Annotated in this window: 19 protein-coding genes and 1 pseudogene; 17 read left to right on the top strand and 3 right to left on the bottom strand. The window is 48.1% G+C overall.

Annotated elements, in window-relative coordinates; genetic code table 11:
• Position 1 precedes the first annotated feature (1 nt).
• The 7 genes from flgC to ACQY6I_RS14430 all read left to right on the top strand — a co-directional run bounded on the left by flgC (position 2) and on the right by ACQY6I_RS14430 (position 8,773).
• On the top strand, positions 2 to 442 hold the full coding sequence (gene flgC, locus ACQY6I_RS14460) for a flagellar basal body rod protein FlgC (protein WP_428242201.1): 441 nt from the start codon (positions 2 to 4) through the stop codon (positions 440 to 442).
• A gap of 13 nt (positions 443 to 455) precedes the next feature.
• Positions 456 to 1,208, top strand: a complete 753-nt coding sequence (locus ACQY6I_RS14455; RefSeq protein WP_428242200.1) for a flagellar hook assembly protein FlgD — start codon at positions 456 to 458, stop codon at positions 1,206 to 1,208.
• A 113-nt stretch (positions 1,209 to 1,321) separates the two neighbouring features.
• Positions 1,322 to 4,978 (top strand): flagellar hook-basal body complex protein, encoded by a 3,657-nt coding sequence (locus tag ACQY6I_RS14450; RefSeq protein ID WP_428242199.1) that lies wholly within the window; start codon positions 1,322 to 1,324, stop codon positions 4,976 to 4,978.
• 354 nt (positions 4,979 to 5,332) lie between these two features.
• Complete coding sequence (flgF, locus tag ACQY6I_RS14445; protein WP_428242198.1) at positions 5,333 to 6,085, top strand: flagellar basal-body rod protein FlgF; 753 nt, start codon at positions 5,333 to 5,335, stop codon at positions 6,083 to 6,085.
• Between the two features lie 57 nt (positions 6,086 to 6,142).
• Entirely contained in the window at positions 6,143 to 6,928 is a 786-nt protein-coding gene (flgG, locus tag ACQY6I_RS14440; protein WP_428242197.1) for a flagellar basal-body rod protein FlgG, read from the top strand.
• Positions 6,929 to 6,939: 11 nt separating this feature from the next.
• A complete protein-coding gene (gene flgH, locus ACQY6I_RS14435; protein ID WP_428242196.1) occupies positions 6,940 to 7,665 on the top strand; it encodes a flagellar basal body L-ring protein FlgH in 726 nt (241 codons plus the stop codon).
• A gap of 10 nt (positions 7,666 to 7,675) precedes the next feature.
• The gene (locus ACQY6I_RS14430) at positions 7,676 to 8,773 is read left to right on the top strand and encodes a flagellar basal body P-ring protein FlgI (protein WP_428242195.1); all 1,098 of its coding nucleotides are present in this window, start codon (positions 7,676 to 7,678) and stop codon (positions 8,771 to 8,773) included.
• Positions 8,774 to 8,831: 58 nt separating this feature from the next.
• On the opposite strand, the gene ACQY6I_RS14425 is transcribed toward ACQY6I_RS14430, so the two are convergent.
• Positions 8,832 to 9,449, bottom strand: coding sequence for a helix-turn-helix transcriptional regulator (locus tag ACQY6I_RS14425; RefSeq protein ID WP_428242194.1), 618 nt, complete (start codon positions 9,447 to 9,449; stop codon positions 8,832 to 8,834).
• A gap of 146 nt (positions 9,450 to 9,595) precedes the next feature.
• Here ACQY6I_RS14425 and ACQY6I_RS14420 point away from each other — a divergent pair, with 146 nt between their 5' ends.
• The gene (locus ACQY6I_RS14420) at positions 9,596 to 10,006 is read left to right on the top strand and encodes a VOC family protein (protein ID WP_428242193.1); all 411 of its coding nucleotides are present in this window, start codon (positions 9,596 to 9,598) and stop codon (positions 10,004 to 10,006) included.
• A 10-nt stretch (positions 10,007 to 10,016) separates the two neighbouring features.
• On the opposite strand, the gene ACQY6I_RS14415 is transcribed toward ACQY6I_RS14420, so the two are convergent.
• Positions 10,017 to 10,736: a DUF1223 domain-containing protein gene (locus tag ACQY6I_RS14415; RefSeq protein WP_428242192.1), complete on the bottom strand. Its 720-nt coding sequence runs from the start codon at positions 10,734 to 10,736 to the stop codon at positions 10,017 to 10,019.
• Between the two features lie 176 nt (positions 10,737 to 10,912).
• On the opposite strand from ACQY6I_RS14415, the gene ACQY6I_RS14410 reads away from it, so the two are divergent.
• Positions 10,913 to 11,578 carry a cytochrome b/b6 domain-containing protein gene (locus ACQY6I_RS14410; protein WP_428242191.1) on the top strand — a complete coding sequence of 222 codons (666 nt, stop codon included), beginning with the start codon at positions 10,913 to 10,915 and terminating at the stop codon, positions 11,576 to 11,578.
• A 162-nt stretch (positions 11,579 to 11,740) separates the two neighbouring features.
• Here ACQY6I_RS14410 and ACQY6I_RS14405 read toward each other — a convergent pair.
• A pseudogene (locus tag ACQY6I_RS14405) lies at positions 11,741 to 12,745 on the bottom strand (acyltransferase family protein); the annotation flags it as partial.
• Here ACQY6I_RS14405 and ACQY6I_RS14400 point away from each other — a divergent pair.
• From ACQY6I_RS14400 to ACQY6I_RS14365, 8 genes are all read left to right on the top strand, one after another.
• Positions 12,708 to 12,971 (top strand): hypothetical protein, encoded by a 264-nt coding sequence (locus ACQY6I_RS14400; protein WP_428242190.1) that lies wholly within the window; start codon positions 12,708 to 12,710, stop codon positions 12,969 to 12,971. The pseudogene ACQY6I_RS14405 and the gene ACQY6I_RS14400 overlap by 38 nt on opposite strands.
• 164 nt (positions 12,972 to 13,135) lie before the next feature.
• The gene (iscR, locus tag ACQY6I_RS14395) at positions 13,136 to 13,621 is read left to right on the top strand and encodes a Fe-S cluster assembly transcriptional regulator IscR (RefSeq protein WP_428242189.1); all 486 of its coding nucleotides are present in this window, start codon (positions 13,136 to 13,138) and stop codon (positions 13,619 to 13,621) included.
• Positions 13,622 to 13,648: 27 nt separating this feature from the next.
• Positions 13,649 to 14,818, top strand: coding sequence for an IscS subfamily cysteine desulfurase (locus tag ACQY6I_RS14390; protein ID WP_428242188.1), 1,170 nt, complete (start codon positions 13,649 to 13,651; stop codon positions 14,816 to 14,818).
• Between the two features lie 17 nt (positions 14,819 to 14,835).
• On the top strand, positions 14,836 to 16,272 hold the full coding sequence (gene sufB, locus ACQY6I_RS14385) for a Fe-S cluster assembly protein SufB (RefSeq protein WP_428242187.1): 1,437 nt from the start codon (positions 14,836 to 14,838) through the stop codon (positions 16,270 to 16,272).
• 23 nt (positions 16,273 to 16,295) lie between these two features.
• Positions 16,296 to 17,045: a Fe-S cluster assembly ATPase SufC gene (sufC, locus tag ACQY6I_RS14380; RefSeq protein WP_428242186.1), complete on the top strand. Its 750-nt coding sequence runs from the start codon at positions 16,296 to 16,298 to the stop codon at positions 17,043 to 17,045.
• A 3-nt stretch (positions 17,046 to 17,048) separates the two neighbouring features.
• Positions 17,049 to 18,374 carry a Fe-S cluster assembly protein SufD gene (gene sufD, locus ACQY6I_RS14375; protein ID WP_428242185.1) on the top strand — a complete coding sequence of 442 codons (1,326 nt, stop codon included), beginning with the start codon at positions 17,049 to 17,051 and terminating at the stop codon, positions 18,372 to 18,374.
• Complete coding sequence (locus ACQY6I_RS14370; protein WP_428242184.1) at positions 18,371 to 19,603, top strand: aminotransferase class V-fold PLP-dependent enzyme; 1,233 nt, start codon at positions 18,371 to 18,373, stop codon at positions 19,601 to 19,603. The genes sufD and ACQY6I_RS14370 overlap by 4 nt, the downstream gene beginning before the upstream one ends.
• A 13-nt stretch (positions 19,604 to 19,616) precedes the next feature.
• Positions 19,617 to 19,973 carry a HesB/IscA family protein gene (locus ACQY6I_RS14365; RefSeq protein ID WP_428242183.1) on the top strand — a complete coding sequence of 119 codons (357 nt, stop codon included), beginning with the start codon at positions 19,617 to 19,619 and terminating at the stop codon, positions 19,971 to 19,973.
• Positions 19,974 to 20,014: the final 41 nt, after the last annotated feature.

Raw genomic sequence — 20,014 nt, 5'->3', positions numbered from 1 at the left:
CATGTCCCTGACTAATGTGATCAATATTTCGGGTTCAGGGATGACGGCTCAGTCTGTTCGCCTGAACACTACGGCCAGCAACCTCGCGAATGCCGAAACCGTTAGTAGCAGTATTGACACAACCTATCGTGCGCGTAAGCCGGTATTTCAGGTATTACAGGATTCGTTGATCAACCGTGACTTCAGCCCGGTGGATCTAGAGACTGATGTCGGCAGTGGCGTCAAGGTAGCCGCGATTGTTGAAAAAGATGCGCCGCTGGATATCCGCTATGAACCGACTCATCCAATGGCAGATGAAAACGGATACGTCTACTACCCCAACGTAAATGTAGTTGAGGAAATGGCAGACATGATGTCTGCATCACGGAGTTTTGCAGTGAATGTGGAGGTGTTTAACACCGCTAAAACCATGCTGCAAAAGACCTTGACCATGGGTAAATAGGGGAGAATAAGTCATGAGTAATGTGAATGGTGTCAGTGGCCGTAATGGTGTGCTGGACCAATATGCTCTCGATCCGTCATCCAGTGATTCCAGTTCTACAGAGCTGGGCAAGACAGAATTTCTGGAATTAATGATTGCTCAGCTGAATAACCAGAATCCGCTGGACCCGCAGGATAATGCTGAGTTCGTCGCCCAGTTGGCACAGTTCAGTATGGTTGAAGGCATTGAAAACGTGAATGGCTCAATGGCTGATCTGGCGAGTGCATATACCTCCAGTCAGGCGTTACAGGCTTCGAGTTTGGTGGGCAGTTCTGTGACGCTGGATGGGCGTGATGAGAGTCAGCTGGTTCATGGTGACATTATTTATGGCATCACGGATATACCGGAGTCTGCATCTAACATTGTGCTGACTATTAAGAACGAAGACCGACAGATTGTTGAAGAAATTGCGTTGTCAGATCTTGGCGACAAGCTGCAGTTCAAATGGGATGGTGCTTATCTTGAAATCAATGGTGAGATTCTTGACCTCGAAGATATGAATCTGGAGCAGGATGAAGAGGGTAATTACATTGCCCATGATGAAGGTAACTATACGTTCACAGTATCGGCGGACATCGATGACCAATACACCATTCTTGATACTTCCATGAGTACCAAGGTTGAGAGTGTGGCGATAGACAGTCGAGGTAATGTGACTCTGAATCTGTTGGGTGGTGATTCGGTCGGTTTGAAGGACGTTGTACAGATTAATGATCTTGATGGTTAATCAGGGCAACGGGTAAAACGGTAGATTGGTATGCCTGGGTGTGGCTACATGCTGGTGGCCTGGTAGGTGACACTGATTGCATCTGGGTTAGAGGATAAAGCAGGAGAGAAAGTATGAGCTTTAGTACAGGTTTGAGTGGTGTTGCTGCGGCCAGTAAAGATTTGAGTATTACCGGAAATAACATTGCCAATGCCAGCACCACGGGTTTCAAAGCCAGCCGAGCAGAGTTTGGCGATGCTTATACCAACAGCATCCTTGGTACCGGTCAGGATACTTCTGGCAGTGGTGTAACGCTGGAGAATGTTGGTCAGAAATTCGAGCAGGGGGACATAAATGATACTGATTCTGTGCTCGATCTGGCGATTGATGGTACGGGCTTTTTCATTACCAAGTATAACAACGGTGATGTGACTTATACCCGATCTGGTATTTTTGGTACCGACGATGAGGGTTATATCGTCACCACGAGTGGAGCCAAGTTACAGGGTTACGCGACCGACAGTCGCGGAAAAGTTATCAGTGGTGTACTGGAAGATCTACAAGTGGATACCAGTAACCAGGCTCCGCGAGGGACAACATCTGTATTATCAGAAGTGAATGTTCCGGCCGGAGCGAAGGTATTGCAGTCTGACGGTAAAATTACGACAACAGATGGTCTGGCCGTTGGTGCTGCACAGGTAGGTCCAGCAGAAGACAGTGCTACGACTCTGTCCACTGTGGGTTATCCAACGACCGCCGGTACCCGCTCTGAGTTTCAGGGAGCTGGCGATATTTCAACTGTTGGTGTTCTGAGTGGTGGGCCCTGGACGCCTTCGGCAGCAGAGGCAAACTGGTCGTTTGGGATTACCGTTCAGGGACCCAGTATCGCTGGTGGTACAGCAACATTGACCGATACTATTCAGCCATTTTCCGATACCACAACCTATTCAACGGTCTCTGACCTCGTTGGTGCCATCAACAGTGCCCTGCGTGGATCAGATCTGGCCGGTAAAGTCTCTGCTGAAGTGAATGCTGCCGGAACCGGCATCGACTTTGTAATGGCTGGCACTTACGCGACGGATGGCAGCGCGATTGTCTCATTGGCAGATGCGACCGGTAATCTATTGACGGATCCTTATCTGGGGTTTGATGCCTATACGGTTATCGCTCCGGTAACCGGCACCGATTTGTTTGCCAGTGGTGGCTCTATCGATTTGAGCAGTGACCCAGGTACGGCTGCGAGTGTGCAGGGCAATATTGTCAGTGAATTGAATTTCCACGGTGCTGATCCGGGTACTGCTACCGTGGTCTCATCCGGTACTACCATGAATGCTTTGGACAGTGTCGGTAATTTCGCCGATGCTGATGCCGGCAATGACATTGTGTTTACCGCTGTGGTGGGTAGTGCGTCTTCATCCGTGTCGCTGACGGTACCAGCAGGTGGTTGGGCTTCACAGGCGGCTTTTGCGAATGATCTTGAGACGGCCATTAACACTCAGTTAGGTGGCACTTATGTCAGTGTCAGTGTGAATGCATCCACCAATCAATTGGAAGTGGCTGCAGATACTGCCGCTGGTACCGGTCCTATCGGTATTTCATTTATTCACGACGGCACCAACAATACCTCTGCCGGCGTGAATATGAGTACTCTGGGTATGGCAACTGTGTCCTCACCCGGACCGACCACTACGCTTGGTGATCCTGCGGTACTGGCAAATAATCAATTGCAGATATCTGTAGATGGTGGTGCTTATTCCACCATTACGATTCCGGAAGACGTGTATAACAATTACGATGCACTGGTCGCTGCAATCAATACCCAGATTCTGATCACACCGGCATTATCCGGAGAGGTTGAGGTTTCTCACACCAATGGCCGACTCATGATTTCCCGGACTCAAGTGGGTGCATTTCCTCTGGATGTTAATATTACCGGTACTAATGAGGCGCTCGAATCTCTGGGATTGAACAGTGTGTATGACGTGGCCGGTGAGGATCCTATTGATCGGACCAATAGTTTTCGTATTAACCTGATTGTACCGGATCCGGACCCGGAAGAACGTTCTGGTTCCGTGGAGATTTCCCTGAATGAGGAAATCACTTCTATGGATCAACTTGCGGCAGCCATTAATCGTGAATTGGCTTCCGTGGATGCCGATGATTATATCGGTGTACAGGCCGTGGTGAGCAAAGATACAGACGGCAACGATGTGCTGCAGTTTGTAGCTACACAGGAAGGTGAGGCGTCACAGATCACTATTTCCAATGTTCAGGCCATTGGTAGTGATATTGATATTTCTGAGCTGTATGCATTGCTGCAGGTGGATCCCTATGACTCAAGTCTGCTGGAGGCTGGAGAGGCCGCAGTGGATAATGGCTACCCCGAGCAGTCATTTTATCTGGTGGATCCTGATGGTGATTCCACACGTGTTACCGTTGATGAAGGTGCCCAGGCATCTGTTATCGCAGCTCAGTTGACGAACTATTCCGGTATTACTGCATCGGCTGAAACCTCAGTACAACTGCTGGCAGGTGATTACGTGAATTCCGGCAATATGGACATTTACATTAACGGTCAGGTTATTACCGCGGATGATTTTCAGGACATGGCCGATGAAATTAACCAGTATCAACAAACCAGCCTGAACAGTATTACGGCCGAATATGATGCAGACACCGGCAACATCACCTTAACATCGAGCACTGGTATTGACATCAGTGTGCGGATTGAATCTTCTGATAGCAGTGATCAACTCGTTGTGCGCGGGCTTGAGAGTACCGCTTCTCAGACCTTGGGCGGGGCAGATGGTGCAGAAACCAATGCTGTGATTGGTGGGTCGGTTGAAGTCATTCTAAACGAAGGCTATAGCATGACCGACCCGGAGCCACGGGTGACCGGTTTGTTTAATGGTTTGTCTGACTCCAGCTTTGAAGACTACACCATCAATGCATTTGATCCCGATGATCCCGATACTTACAACGAAACCGCGACGATAGCGATGTATGATTCTTTGGGTAATCAGCATGATCTGCAATTGTATTATGTTAAAAATCCATCCGATGAAAATACTCCGCTGAGTCTTAACTCCTGGACTGTGTACGCGCAAATCGATGGCGCCGATATTGGTGACCCGGATACCAGTCTCGACTTTCCGGAAAATACCCAGCCAACGATGGCCTCACACATACTGTACTTTAATGCGGATGGAACATTGAATGTCGATGCTACGGGTGATTGGTTGATATCCAACTGGGATCCGGTGGATGAAGAAGGCAATCCGACCGGCGCGTATTCTTCGGTGAATGTGTCAGAGGGTGGTTCGTTACCGATTTCTGAACCGTCCACCAGTTCCAATTTTGCTATTTCATTTGATGAAACCACTCAGTGGGGCGCTAAGTTCACTAATGATGACTTTCAACAGAACGGCTATGCCAGCGGTAGTTTGACTGATCTGGATATCGCCGATGATGGAACCATCTATGCCCACTATACCAATGGTGAGTCCAGAGCACTGGGTCAGGTGGTGCTGTCAACATTTAACAATATCGAAGGATTGATACCTGTTGGCTCAAGTGAGTGGATAGAAAGCTACGAATCCGGAAATGCGATTGTCGGTGTTGCCGGTACCGGAACTCTGGGGTCCATTGACTCATCCGCACTCGAGGATTCTACAGTGGAGTTGTCAGAAGAGCTGGTGCATTTGATTATCGCCCAGCGTAATTACCAGGCTAGTGCCAAAACTATTGAAACGGCCAATGCCGTTACGCAGACCATTATTAACCTCAGGTAATCGTGTTTCTGGAGATTGAGCAGGTCATAAGACCTGCTCTGTCGCTCTGACTCCCGTCAGAGGATTGAGTGCCAGAAGGAGAGCTGGTAAAGAAATATTCATTTCGCCTTTTACCAGCAATGTTCCGTGTAACCCATCCCAAATCGCCATCACCATCCGGCAGGCGGATAACCCCGTCGCAACAGGCAATGGAAAACGGAAAATTGTTGCCGTTTTTTTCTCACACTATTACTGGTAATGGCTGTAACCCCCGTCGTTTAAGGGTTGCCAATACTTGGCACAACCTTCGCTATATCCTGATTATACGAATGTCATAACCGATTAGTTCTGCAGTTTTGCAGTCAGGGGAAATCAATGGATCGTGCTCTATATGTAGCTATGACCGGAGCCAGCCAGAACATGCTGTCGCAGCAGGCACACGCCAATAATTTGGCTAATGCCCGGACTACCGGTTTTAAAGCCGATTGGGAACAGGCCCGTTCAATGCCGGTATGGGGGGAACATTTTCCGACTCGTGCCTATGCATTGACTGAACGGCCAGCATCTGACTTCAACGATGGCCCGTTGATTGAAACCAGCAACCCGCTGGATACCGCAATTCAGGGAGATGGTTTTTTTGCGGTTCAGGATGCCAATGGTCAGGAAGCCTATACTCGCCGCGGTGACTTTACTGTTACGGCATTGGGAGAGTTGATCAATGGTAATGGTGAACCTGTCATGGGAGTCGGTGGTGCGCCGGTTGCCATTCCGGACTACGAACATCTGGATATTGGTGATGACGGTACCATTACCATTCGGCCCGCTGGCGCCGCCGTTAATGCCTTGGTTGTGGTGGACCAAATTAAACTGGTGAATCCTGATCTGCAGAATTTTGAGAAGGGTACTGACGGTTTGTTTCGTCCAACCGGTCAGGCGGCTGGTCAGGTGTTACCGGCAGATCCGGCGTTACGAGTGGTTCAGGGGTTTGTCGAAAGTTCTAACGTTAACAGTGTGGCAGAGTTGACCAACATTATTTCCCTGAATCGTCAGTATGAAATGCAGGTCAAAATGATGAAAACTGCCGACGAAGTTTCCAGGGCATCGGAAAGTATTTTACAAATGAGCTAAGCAAAACAGTTTTATTTAGTTCCCCAGAGTCGTTAAGCGGGTAACAGGAGCAGGCACATGCACAGAGCATTATGGGTAGGTAAAACCGGATTGGAAGCGCAGGATATAAGTCTGTCGACTATTTCCAATAATCTGGCCAACGTCAGTACCACCGGATTCAAAAAAGACCGCGCCGTATTTCAGGATCTTATTTATCAGATTCAGCGTCAGCCTGGAGCGCAGGAAAATCAGGACTCACAATTGCCCTCTGGTTTGCAGCTGGGTACTGGGGTCAGGACCGTTGGTACCCAAAAAATATTTTCCCAAGGTGATTTGCAGATTACCGATAATCCCCTTGATCTGGCTATCAATGGTCGGGGTTTTTTCCAGATAGTACTGCCAGATGGCACGATCGCCTATACCCGTGACGGTACATTCACTCAGAATGCTGATGGCGAAATCGTTAATAACAGCGGTTATCTTCTGGAGCCGGCCATACAGTTACCGGAACAGACCTCTACTGTCACCATTGGTTCTGATGGTACGGTTTCGGTTGTGTCCGCTGGTGACAATCTGCCGCAGGAAATCGGTACTATTGAAATAGTCGATTTTATTAACCCGACGGGATTACAGGCAATCGGCAATAACCTGTTCCTGGAAACTGGATCGAGTGGTGAACCGCAGATTGGCGTTCCCAGTGAAGAAGGTTTTGGCAAGATGGTGCAGGGAGCGCTGGAAAGTTCAAACGTTAAAATCGTTGAAGAGATGGTGGATATGATTGCCACTCAAAGAGCTTATGAGATGAATTCAAAAGTGGTCAGTACGGCTGATCAGATGTTGGGATTCATTACCTCAAATCTATAGGAGGGCATGAGATGAAACGGAAAAAGAATTGTGTGATGGACGGTTTTATCAAAATCATTTTGGTGAGTCTGGCTTTTTTTCTGCTGACGATCTCCATGGTTGGTTGCTCCACTTACCCCAAGTATCGTGCTATGCCGAATGACCCGGATTTTGCACCTGTCCCCTCGGAGTCGTTGATTCCACCACCGACTCCCAGCGGTTCGATTTACAATGCCGCCTCGGGGTTGCAATTGTATGGAGATAAAAAGGCCCGCAGGGTGGGGGATATTATTACCATTGAACTGGATGAAAAAACCGTATCGAAAAAATCTTCAGCGACAACGACTAAAAAGAACTCATCGACTTCAATCGACAATCCTGTAATCAGTGGAGGTGCCGTCAATATCAGTGGTCTTAGCATGGATGCACAGTTGTCCGGTGAGCGGGATTTCTCCGGCTCAGGTCAGGCAAACCAGAGTAACAGTCTACAAGGGTATATCACGGTGACCATTTCCGAAATTCTGCCTAATGGTGTATTGCGTGTCCGTGGGGAAAAATGGATGACCTTAAATCAAGGTGATGAATATATTCGTATATCCGGTCTGGTTCGACCAGAGGATATCTCTCTGGACAACATGGTGTCGTCACAGAAATTGGCGGATGCCCGTATCAGTTATGCGGGGACCGGAACACTGGCGGATTCCAACTCCAGTGGCTGGTTGAGTCGCTTCTTTAACAGCCCATGGTTTCCATTTTAAGGGGTGACCTATGAAATTTCGTACTTTAATGATTACGTTGGGGCTGGTTACCTGTGCTCAATTTTCCTGGGGACTGGACCGGTTGAAAGATATCGCCCAGGTCGACGGTGTCAGGAGTAACCAACTGGTCGGATATGGTTTGGTCGTTGGTCTGGATGGTACCGGTGATAAAGCGCCGTTTACCAACCAGACGTTCACCAATATGATGAAACAGTTTGGTATTACCATTCCTCCCGGTACTGATCCAAAACTGAAAAACGTGGCGGCTGTTTCAATTCACGCTAGTTTGCCGGCTTTTTCCAAACCTGGCCAGGAAATCGACATTACCGTATCGTCCATTGGTAATGCGACCAGCCTGCGTGGTGGTAGCCTGTTATTGACCCCTCTGACTGGTGCTGACGGCAATGTCTATGCAGTGGCTCAAGGTAATTTGATTGTTGGCGGATTTGGTGTTGATGGCCAGGACGGTTCCAGTATTACCGTCAATGTTCCGGTCGTTGGCAGAATTCCTAACGGTGCGACGGTCGAACGTGCAGTCAAGAGTGGTTTTAATCAGGGAGATTTTCTGACCTTTAATTTGCACAACGCCGATTTTACCACGGCAACACGGGTGGCGAAGGCCATCAACGACCTGTTAGGAGATGGTAGTGCCTACGCGATGGATGCCGGGTCTGTCAGAGTGAATGCACCTCGTGATGCCAATCAGAGAGTTTCTTTTTTGTCCGTGCTCGAAAATATTGAAGTACAGCCGGCAGTAGATCGTGCCAAGGTGATTATTAATAGCCGTACTGGCACAATTGTGGTCGGTAACAAGGTGACGATTGACCCGGTCGCCGTGACTCACGGCAGTTTGACCGTCACCATTAAAGAAAATCCCATGGTCAGCCAACCAAATCCTCTGACTGAAGGTGATACCGTTGTTGTGCCGGATTCCCAGATTAACGTTCAGCAGGGAGACGGACGTATGTTTTTGTTTGGTGGTACCGCAACATTGCAGGACATTGTCGATGCGGTGAATCAGGTCGGTGCCGCACCGGGTGATCTGGTGGCCATTCTGGAGGCGATCAAAGAGGCAGGTGCATTACATGCTGAATTGATTGTCATCTGACCGGTCATGATTGTTTCATCCAGCGTTTATAGCGGATGAAACATTCTATTTTGTCCGGTCAAATAGGAGTGATCCGATACACACAGCGCCGGGCCCCGGCGATGATGTGTTCCTCCCTTGTTATATTCGCTTGTCCGGCCAGTAAGTTCTGAAATATGGATAACTCTGAACGACAGAAATTCTGACATTGCCGGGCAGCTGCACAGATCGGACAATGATTCTCCAATAGCAGCCAGCCATCATCCATTTCCTGAATTGTGGCCATATAACCTTCCTTGCTCCTGATCTCCGCCAGAGAGTGCAGCTTTTGCGAAAGGGTTTTTTGATTTTCCAGAGCCTCGGTGTAGAGCTGACGCATTTTCTGTTCACGGTTATCGATCAGTTGCTCCAATCCGGCACTTCCAAATATTTCCTGTACCGATTCGATCAGTTGCAGTGTCAGCTCTTCATGGCGGTTTTCAAATTCTTCATTGGCATGTTCGGTCAGAGACCAGTAACGCACAGGGCGACCACGAACGGCCGGGCGATCTTCATAGGAGACTTTACCCTGACCTTCGAGGCTGAGGAGATGTTGTCTGACTCCCATTGTGGTGAGATCAAGGGCATCAGCCAGCTGTTTTGCTGACTGCGGTCCTTCTGTTTTCAGGATGTTAAGTATCTGTTGCAGGCTTTTCATGATGGCATTATGGCGAAAAAAACATTTAAGTAAAATTTTTTGTTTACTTATGAATGAGTCGAGGCTATTTTTATTAAGTAAATATTTTTATTTACATAATTAGATGGTCGTGGGAATCGGTCGAATAAAACAATAGGAGAATGATCATGATGCGCATAGAACACGTGAATTTAGTTGTAACAGACATTGAAGCCAGTATTCGCTTTTATCAGGTTGCCATGCCGCACTGGTCGGTCAGGGCTTCAGGGGAAATGGAGTGGTATGGCCGGCATCGGAGCTGGGTGCATTTCGGTGATGACTATCATTACCTGACTCTTAATGATCAGGGGGATGGGCAGGATCGTTCACAGCTAATGCATCAGGTTGGTGTGGCTCACTTTGGTATTGAGACCAGCTCCCTTGATCCGTTGATTGAACGGATGGAGAAAGCAGGTTTTGCCCCGCACCTGCAGGGCAAAAGTGATGAGCGCCAAAATGCATATTTTCTCGATCCGGATGGTACGGAGATTGAGTTTGTGCAGTATTTTTCTGATCAACCAGACGTTCGTAATCGGTAGTTGTCAGCGGCTATTCTGATGCACGCAGGTAGCCTCCTATGGCTTGAATAACCTGTTGTGAGTTTGGTGGTGAGACCCACAAAGCCAGGGCGGTCTGCTGTTGTCCGATATCCGGGGGTGGTAACAATGTGAGCTGCCAGTCCCGATTGCCCTCAACGGACTGCATGCTCATAACAACAAAATCGTGACGAAGAGTTCGGCCCCGGTTTTCTCCAGCTTTAACATGCGTCGTCTCAAGCCCCATCCCCAGGTAGGCGACATAGAGATTGTAGGTTTGGTTCTGTTCAAACGTGACATGCAGGTGATTACCATTCAGGTCTGCCGTCAATCGTCCGGTTGATGACCCCGAATCCGGCCATTGTGTTGCCCCTCTGAACCAGGCCTTCCACTCCTGGCTGTTGATAATAATGCCAGGCGTATAGACCTGACTGATGAGTTTTTCCCGGGCATAGCGGCGCTGACGTTGGCTGAACTCGGGCTTGGCAAAACGATCTTTCCAACCGATGTAATCCCAATAGTCAACATGGAAAGCGATAGGAACAAACGACTTGAACAGGCCCGGGTCATCTTTCAGGGTTGAAAGCCATTGATCCGCTTTTGGGCAGCTGCTGCAACCCTCGGAGGTGAACAGTTCAATCAACTCCGTCTGCTGTTGGGGCGATTGCCATTGTTGTGCCATGGCCGAAGAGATAGCGCAGAGCAGTGTCAGAATTGTTAAAACCACTTTCATTATCGGTACTCCAGTGCAGTCCGTTTCATTGCTTAGACGCAAAGAGATTGCGATAGTTCCCAGAACCGTATAAGTGCTAACAAATTGTAAGGAGCAAAGCAGGTGTCTTGGCTTCACGGCGCTAATCTGGCTTACTACTTCTTGATATCGATCCGTAACCATGAGGAACAAATTAGATGACCAAAGTCTGGGATCCCAGTATTCGAATATTTCACTGGGCTACAGTAGCTATAATTGGTGGGCTCTGGTACACCGGGGAGCAGGGGGGCGATCTGATTTATCTGCATCAGACCTTGGGTTTTAGCCTCGCGGCACTGGTTCTGTACCGGATTATATGGGGGTTCTGGGGCAGTCGGTATGCACGCTTCAGGGAGTTCGTTAGAGGTCCTGGAACGATACTGTCCTATTTGCCGTCCATGTTCAGACGTAATGACGGCCACCGCCATTTGTCACATAACCCTATGGGCGGGATTGCCGTGCTGACGATACTGGGTCTGATACTGGCTCAGCTGATCACCGGTATGATGTCGACTGATGACATCATGTTTGACGGGCCGTTTGTTTCTCTGGTGTCATCCGATATCAGTGACATTGCCAGGGATCTCCACGGCTGGATTTTTGCGATTTTGCAGATTGTCGTGGTTATCCATGTTCTGGCGGTGGTCTGGCATCAGCGGTTTAAAGGAGAGCCCCTGATTCAATCGATGATTCATGGGAGTAAGCCGTATGAAGGGGAGCATGCCCGTTTTAGTGCTCTGCGTGCGATCATTGCCATTGTTCTGGCTGCCGGTATTTCCCAGTTTATCATTCGTTTTTTCGGAGATGTCAGCATCGCTTTCTGATGTGTTTACCCGGTGGCTGGTCTGCCGGGAATCTCCCTCTTGCCCTGGACTCACATAAAGCAAATGCAAAATTTTTCGTTCAACTAGAAGCCACCACAATATTGCCAGTGCGAAGCTGATCGTTATGGTGGAAACCATTGTTAGCAGTAAAAACAGATTGTGGTTCAGGATGTGAAGCTTCTGCAGCGAAATTACGATGAAAAATACCATTGGCATTTTGACAAAAAAAACAAAGTAAGTTGCCTTGCTTAAATGCCATATGGGTTTTCGGAATCGGTTGTTTATGTTTAGTTCTGAAACCCATAACACGGTTGATGCCGCTAGCAAAGCTATCAGCGGATGGCCAATATACAACGTCAGGTGGGACCAATAACTGACTCCCCGGGTCAGAAATTCGAACGTCAGTAATGCTGACAATGTTGTTAAGGTCATGATCATGGCAACGTTACGGATGTTTACATTTGCTTTCAGCTTTTGTTTCCCCATAGCCAGTAAAAAGCCAAATAAAAATGGATCTATACGGATAATTTCCCACCGGCTGTCTGTTTCATTGCCGTATATAAACCGTGCTGCAACTGTTAGTAACTCCAGTGAAACGTATATCCAGAAAGTCGTTTTTTGATTTTTGACAAAGGTAGCGATGATCATCGCCAGCAGAATCATCTGTACACCGGTCGCCAGAGCAAATATACCCTCCATGCCAACGCCGGTGATCTTACTGTTCAGAAACCAGTTGATGGTCAATGTCCATAATGGTAGCTCTGCTCCCGGTCCAACAGACCAGCCCAGGCCCAGATAATCAAAAAACCAATTGCCCGTGTGCAGGTAAATAAGCAGAAATAAATAATAAGGGACAATGATCCGCAATATCCGGTTAACCGTATATTTGAGGTTGGAGCGCAGATTGCTGTGTTCTGAGGATGATAGGCGGGTGAACAGCAGAAAACCGACCAATGCAAAGAAAAAATCCGTGCCTAGCCAGCCCCATCGGCTGACGTAAGCAATCAGTTTAAAAATAATATGGTTGGCATCATAAGGGACAACCAAAGATGCATGGTAAAAGAGTAAAAAAGCAATAGAAAAGATTTTGACGAGATCAAATCCAGTGTGTGCTTTTTGGTGATCCAGAGTGGTTGAATACAACTTTTTTGAATTTAATACTGCCATTCAAAATTCATCCAATGAAAAAAATCGTTATGCCGATAAGTATATTGTCCAGCAAATTGATGAGGAAAAATACTACTTAAGTCATAGTTTTTTTAAACAATTGTTAACAGAAAACATGCAAATATTTTACTATCTGCGCGGCGACGATCCTTTCCTGCAGTTGTTCTTTGATGTGACTGTTGTACCTGAAGTGCCGCATTTATCGGCTCTTGGTTGCAACGATTGAAAACCATCTTATCCATGTCTTTTCTATGGAGATGTATCTCTATAGCTTCTATAATCGCAATGCTTTGACAGCCTATAGCCGAGTTGGGCAGTGAGTTATAAAGTTGACTAAATTAGTCAAGAATACGATAATGAAAGCTCAGTTTTAATTGAGGCAAGGCCATTATGCGACTGACAACTAAAGGCAGATATGCGGTGACTGCCATGCTGGATCTGGCGTTACACGAGAAGAGTGGCCCGATCAGTTTGGCGGATATCTCCACCCGTCAGGAAATATCTCTATCTTATTTAGAACAGTTATTTGCCAAGTTAAGAAGAGCCGAACTGGTTTCCAGTGTTCGTGGCCCAGGTGGCGGTTATCGTTTGGGACGGGATGGTCATCTGATCAATGTGGCTGAGGTGGTTGATGCGGTCAATGAGTCCATGGATGCCACACGTTGCGAAGGCCAGGGAAACTGTCAGAAAGGGGAGCGTTGTTTGACTCATCATTTATGGCAGGATTTGAGTGCTCAGATCCACGAGTTTTTGTCTGGTATTTCTTTGGCCCAATTGGTGGCGCGTCGAGATATTCTGGAAATATCCCTGCGTCAGGATGAGTATCAGGGCCATCAGCAGACTTCTGATGAGCAAATAGCCGTTTCCTCCAATTAATAAATTCATATTGTTATTGAGTCTTTCATGAAATTACCGGTTTATCTCGATTATGCTGCCAGTACCCCTGTTGACCCGCGAGTGGCGAGACTGATGGCGGACTGTCTGACGATGGAGGGAAACTTTGGTAACCCGGCTTCGCGGTCTCATCTATACGGGTGGCAGGCAGAAGAAGCTGTTGAAGAGGCTCGCCGTCAGGTAGCGGATCTGATCGGTGCTGAACCACGTGAAATCGTCTGGACATCGGGCGCCACCGAATCCAACAACCTCGCTATTAAAGGTGTGGTGGAACAGTATGGTGATGAACGTGGGCGTCATATCGTCACTTCCGCAATAGAACATAAAGCGGTTCTGGACCCTTGTAACTATTTGCAGTCCCAGGGGTGTGAGGTAACTTATCTTAACCCTAACAGTCAGGGGCTGATCAGTGTTGAGCAGGTTCGGCAGGCGTTACGCCCGGATACTGTGCTGGTCAGTTTGATGCATGTAAACAACGAAATCGGGATTATCAACCCGGTGGATGAAGTTGGTGAGTTGTGTCGTAGCCGCGGTATCCTGTTTCATGTTGATGCTGCTCAGAGTGCCGGCAAACTACCCGTCGATGTACAGGCAATGAATATTGATCTGTTATCGCTATCCGCCCACAAATTCTATGGTCCTAAAGGCATGGGGGCACTGTTTGTTCGCCGTCAGCCGCAGGTGCGAGTGGCGCCGTTGATCCATGGTGGCGGACACGAACGGGGCATGCGTTCCGGAACTTTGGCAATCCATCAAATTGCCGGAATGGGGAAGGCTGCTCAATTGGCACGGCAGGAACAGTCGGATGAACTGCAACGTATTACTTCTTTAAAGGATTTGTTATGGGATGGCATTAGGGATTTGCCCGGGGTCAGCCTGAATGGGCATCCTGAGCAGCGATTGGCCAATATCCTGAATGTTGCGTTTGACGGCCTGGACGGTGAAATGTTGCTGATGTCGCTGAAAGACCTTGCGATATCGACTGGGTCTGCCTGCACCAGTGCAAGTCTGGAACCCAGTTATGTCTTACGGGCCATTGGTGTTGATACCCAGTTGGCTCACTCTTCTCTCAGAATTTCCCTGGGACGCTTTACTGATCGTGCCCAGGTGGAGTTTGCAATTCAACATATTCGTTCAACCGTAGAACGGATGCGCGCAGTGACTGGCCAGACTGTCTAGTCGGCGAGGAAAGAAAAATGTCTGAACAAATTGATCGTTATTTGGGTAAAGAATATAAAGCCGGATTCGTCACCAGTATTGAATCTGACACATTGCCACCTGGGTTGAATGAAGACGTTATTCGTTTTATTTCAGCCAAAAAAGGCGAGCCGGAGTGGTTGCTGGAATGGCGTCTGAATGCATTTGCCGCCTGGCAGCAAATGGAGTTACCAGAGTGGGCACACGTCTCCTATCCCAATGTGGATTTTCAAAGTGTCTCCTATTATTCAGCGCCCAAAAGTCTGAAAGATAAACCCAAAAGCCTGGATGAAGTCGATCCGGAATTATTGGCTACCTATGAAAAACTTGGTATTCCGCTGCATGAACAGGCTGCCCTGGCGGGAGTGGCGGTTGATGCAGTATTTGATTCGGTATCTGTAACCACTACCTTCCGGGAAAAGCTGGAAGAGGCGGGCGTGATCTTTATGCCCATCAGTGAAGCGGTGCATAAACACGCTGAACTGATTAAACAATATCTGGGCTCGGTTGTGCCGCAAAAAGATAATTTTTACGCGGCTCTAAACTGCGCAGTATTCAGCGATGGCTCCTTTGTGTACATCCCTAAAGGGGTTCGTTGCCCAATGGAGCTGAGTACTTATTTTCGTATTAACGAAGCCAAAACGGGTCAGTTCGAACGCACACTGATCATTGCTGATGAAGGCAGTTATGTCAGCTATCTGGAAGGTTGTACTGCCCCGATGCGTGATGAAAACCAACTGCATGCCGCAGTTGTGGAGCTGGTGGCTCTGGATAATGCTGAGATCAAATATTCAACGGTACAGAACTGGTATCCAGGCAACGAAGAAGGCAAAGGCGGGATTTATAACTTTGTTACCAAGCGTGGGATGGCGCATACCAATGCCAAGATATCCTGGACTCAGGTTGAAACCGGGTCTGCGGTGACCTGGAAATATCCCAGTTGTGTATTAAAAGGTGATAACAGTGTCGGTGAGTTTTACTCCGTGGCGCTGACCAATAATTTCCAGCAGGCTGATACCGGTACCAAGATGATTCATCTTGGTAAGAACACCCGTTCCACGATTATTTCCAAGGGGATTTCTGCAGGTAAAAGTCAGAATGCCTATCGCGGTCTGGTACGTATGAATCCCAGAGCCGAGGGGGCTCGCAATTACACTCAGTGTGACTCTCTGTTGATTGGTGATCGTTGTGGTGCCCATACCTTTCCATATATTGAAAGCAAAAACCCCAGTGCAGTGATCGAGCATGAAGCCACAACCTCAAAAGTCAGTGATGACCAGTTGTTCCTGTGTCGTCAGCGTGGCATTGATGTTGAGAAAGCGGTATCCATGATTGTTAATGGATTTTGCAAAGAAGTATTCAAAGAGTTGCCCATGGAGTTTGCGGTAGAGGCCGGTAAACTTCTGGAAGTCAGTCTCGAAGGCTCTGTTGGTTAGAAAAAGAGAGGAAAACAAATTTAATGCTGTCCATCAAAAATCTGTCTGCTTGTGTTGAAGACAAGCAAATCCTTAACGGACTGAATCTGGAAGTGAAGGCTGGAGAGGTTCACGCAATCATGGGTCCTAATGGTGCCGGTAAGAGCACATTGGGTTATGTATTGTCTGGTCGTGACGGTTATGAGGTTACCGAAGGCACTATTGAACTGGATGGACAGTCTATCCTGGACCTGGAGGCTGAACAGCGTGCCCGTTCCGGTCTGTTTCTGGCATTTCAATATCCGGTAGAAATTCCCGGTGTCAGTAATCTTGAGTTCCTTAAGGCGTCGGTTGATGCTCATCGCGAAGCCCGTGGTCAGGACCCTCTGGATGCTGTCTCCTTTATGAAGCTGGCCAGAGAAAAGTGCAAACTGGTTGATCTTGACCAGAACTTTCTGAAACGCGGTGTGAATGAAGGTTTTTCGGGTGGCGAGAAAAAGCGCAATGAACTGATGCAAATGATGCTGTTGGAACCCAAACTGGCCATTCTGGATGAAACCGACTCCGGCCTCGATATTGATGCGCTTCAGGTGGTTGCCGATGGCGTTAATTCCCAACGTTCGCCTGATCGTGCCTTTATCGTGGTAACCCATTATCAACGCCTGCTGGATTTTATCGTGCCGGATTATGTGCATGTGCTGGCAAAGGGCCGGATTGTGAAGTCGGGTGGAAAAGAGCTGGCCCTTGAATTGGAGCAGAAGGGTTACGGCTGGATAGAACAAGAGGTGTCCTGATCGATGTCTGTTATTGAAAGGACCATTGAGTTAAGTGAAGACATTAGCCGACTGCCGTGGTTGGATCAATATCGTCAACAGGCTAGAGCGGTTGTGGCATCGATGGTTATGCCCGCACGCAAAACCGAGCATTGGCTGAATACTCCTGTTACCCGAGTGTTGAACACCCTGGCAGATGAAAGTACTTATGATCAGCCCGAAACAGAGGATATCCAGTCAAGTTATCGTGTTAATGATCTCGATGCTGATACGCTTGTATTTGTCGATGGTGAATTTCGTTCAGAGTTATCAGATGCTGTAGAAGTCGAAGGCATCACTCTGACTGCGTTCAGTGGAGCCGATGATCACCACAGGGCCATGATCACCGAGCATTTGGGCAGTGTTTTTTCTCAGGTGCAGAATCCTTTCGATCACATCTTTGCTTATCAGAACAACAGCCTGATAAAAGATGGCATGTTGTTGCGGGTTGGTAAAAATGTTCGCTTGCCGCGGCCTTTACGGGTGGTCCATGTCTCTACCCAAGGCAGTCGTGCAGATCTTCCGGCCCACCGTTTATTGTGTTTGCTGGATTCCGGTGCACAGGCGAGCCTGATTGAACAGTTTGTGACCCTCGGTCAGGGAGAAGCTACATTTGGTAATCATCTGGCAGAGATCTCGCTGGCCGATAATGCCCAGTTAAAACATTACCGGTTGAGTCTGGAAACTGATGCGGCGGTCGCGATTGCGGGAGTTCACGTCTCGCTACAGCGTTCAGCGGTTTATGATGCTTTTAATATTGGCCTTGGTGGATTATGCAAGCGGACGGACATTCACGTGACCCATCGAGGAGAAGGCGCTCAGTGTGTGTTGAAGGGCGTTTATTTGCCGCGTGAAAAACAACATATCGATTATCATACCTGTATTGAGCACGCTGTCCCGAACTGCACAACCGACGAAGTTTTCCGCGGTATCATGGCAGATGAGTCCAAGGCAGTATTCAATGGCCGGATTCACATTCACCCTGACGCACAAAAGACTCTGGCGGAGCTTAGCAACAAAAATCTGTTGTTGAGTCCAAAAGCTGAAATCTATACCAAGCCGGAACTGGAAATTTATGCCGATGACGTGCGCTGTGCTCACGGTGCCACAGTCAGTCAGATCGATGACAAGGCTCTGTACTATATGCAAAGCCGCGGAATTTCCCGTAAAGAAGCCGAAGTCATGTTGAGTTTCGGCTTCATCAATGAGCTCATCGAACAAATTGAGATAGAAGCTCTGGTAAATTTGCTTAAACCACTGTTGGTGGGCGTGTTTGTTAAAGACAGTGAACTGAAAAGGCACATCATATGACCCAGAAGCGCATGTTTAATGTTGATGAGGTTCGCGCCGACTTCCCGATTCTGGAGCAACAGATCAACGGCCAGCCGCTGGTGTATCTCGATAATGCTGCCACCACGCAGAAACCGAACCAAGTCATTGATGCTCTGAGTGATTACTATCGTTGCGATAATGCCAATGTTCATCGTGGTGCACACACTCTGAGTGATCGGGCCACTCATAAATTTGAAGCGGCGCGTGAAAAAGTCCGGGACTTTATTCATGCTGTTCACAGCCATGAAATCATCTGGACCAAGGGCACAACTGAGTCCATTAATCTGGTGGCTTATTGCTACGGTTCGATGGTATTGGAAGAAGGCGATACTGTCCTGGTCAGTGCTATGGAGCACCACTCCAATATCGTACCCTGGCAACTGATTGCTGCCCGTAAAAATGCCCAGGTGCTGCCCATACCGGTCTCTGATAAAGGAGACATGGCACTTGAGGCACTTGAAAACCTGTTACAGCAGCATTCTGTTAAGATGGTATCAATTGCCCATGTGTCCAACGCACTGGGGACAATTAATCCGATCAGTGATGTTATTGATTTGGCTCACCGTCATGGTGCCAGAGTTTTGGTGGATGGTGCTCAAGGAATCAGTCACTGGCCAGTAGATGTGCAGGAACTCGATGTCGATTTCTATGCTTTTTCCGGTCATAAGATGTTTGCACCGACGGGTATCGGTGTGTTGTACGGTAAAGAAGAATTGTTAAATGCCATGCCGCCGTTTCTAGGGGGTGGTGAAATGATTGAAACGGTCAGCTTTGCAGGGACTACTTTTAATCAATTGCCCTTTAAGTTTGAGGCTGGTACCCCCAATATTGCTGATGTGATCGGTTTAGGGGCGGCCATCGACTATCTTGAACAGTTTGAGCGTCAGCAGCTGATTGATCATGAGAATGATATTCTGAACTATGCTTTTAAGCAGGCGGAAGAGTGCCAGGGAGTCAATGTGATCGGGCAGGCGCGGCATCGTGCTGGAGTCCTGAGTTTTAATCTCCAGGGTGCTCATCCATCGGATGTTGGCATGTTACTGGATCAACAGGGAGTTGCGGTCAGAACAGGACACCATTGCGCCCAGCCGATTATGGCGCAACTGGGTATTCCCGGAACTGTGCGGGCATCGTTCAGTATTTATAACCATCGTCAGGATATCGATCGGTTGTTTGCTGCTCTGGAGAAAGTAAAGCAGTTTTTATAGGTAGGAGAACATCATGAGTGTCGAATCATATATTCCTGGCAGGGATACTATATCCGTGACCCAGGCGGCACAGCGGCATTTTGTGAAGCAGCTGGCCGGCCAGCACGCGCAGGCGGTAAGAATCAGTGTAAAAGAAAGTGGTTGTACTGGTTATGCATACGTTATGGACCTAGTGAATGAACCAGCCAGTGAAGATATGGTGTTGGAGCTGGAACAGGGATTAAAGATATTTGTCGATTCAAAAGCGTTACCGGTTATTCGCGGTACTGAGATTGACTATGCATTGGACGGTGTGAATCAAGTCGTTAAATTTAACAACCCCAATGCTAAGGATTTTTGTGGTTGTGGTGAAAGTTTCAGCATTAACTAAACGATAACAGCTTTTTATTCATGCGGAGATCATCACGTCTG

The organism is Gynuella sp., from assembly GCF_050297175.1.
Taxonomy (GTDB): Bacteria; Pseudomonadota; Gammaproteobacteria; order Pseudomonadales; family Natronospirillaceae; genus Gynuella.
Note: the sequence above shows the minus strand (reverse complement) of the source record. Positions and strands in the feature narration are given on the sequence as shown.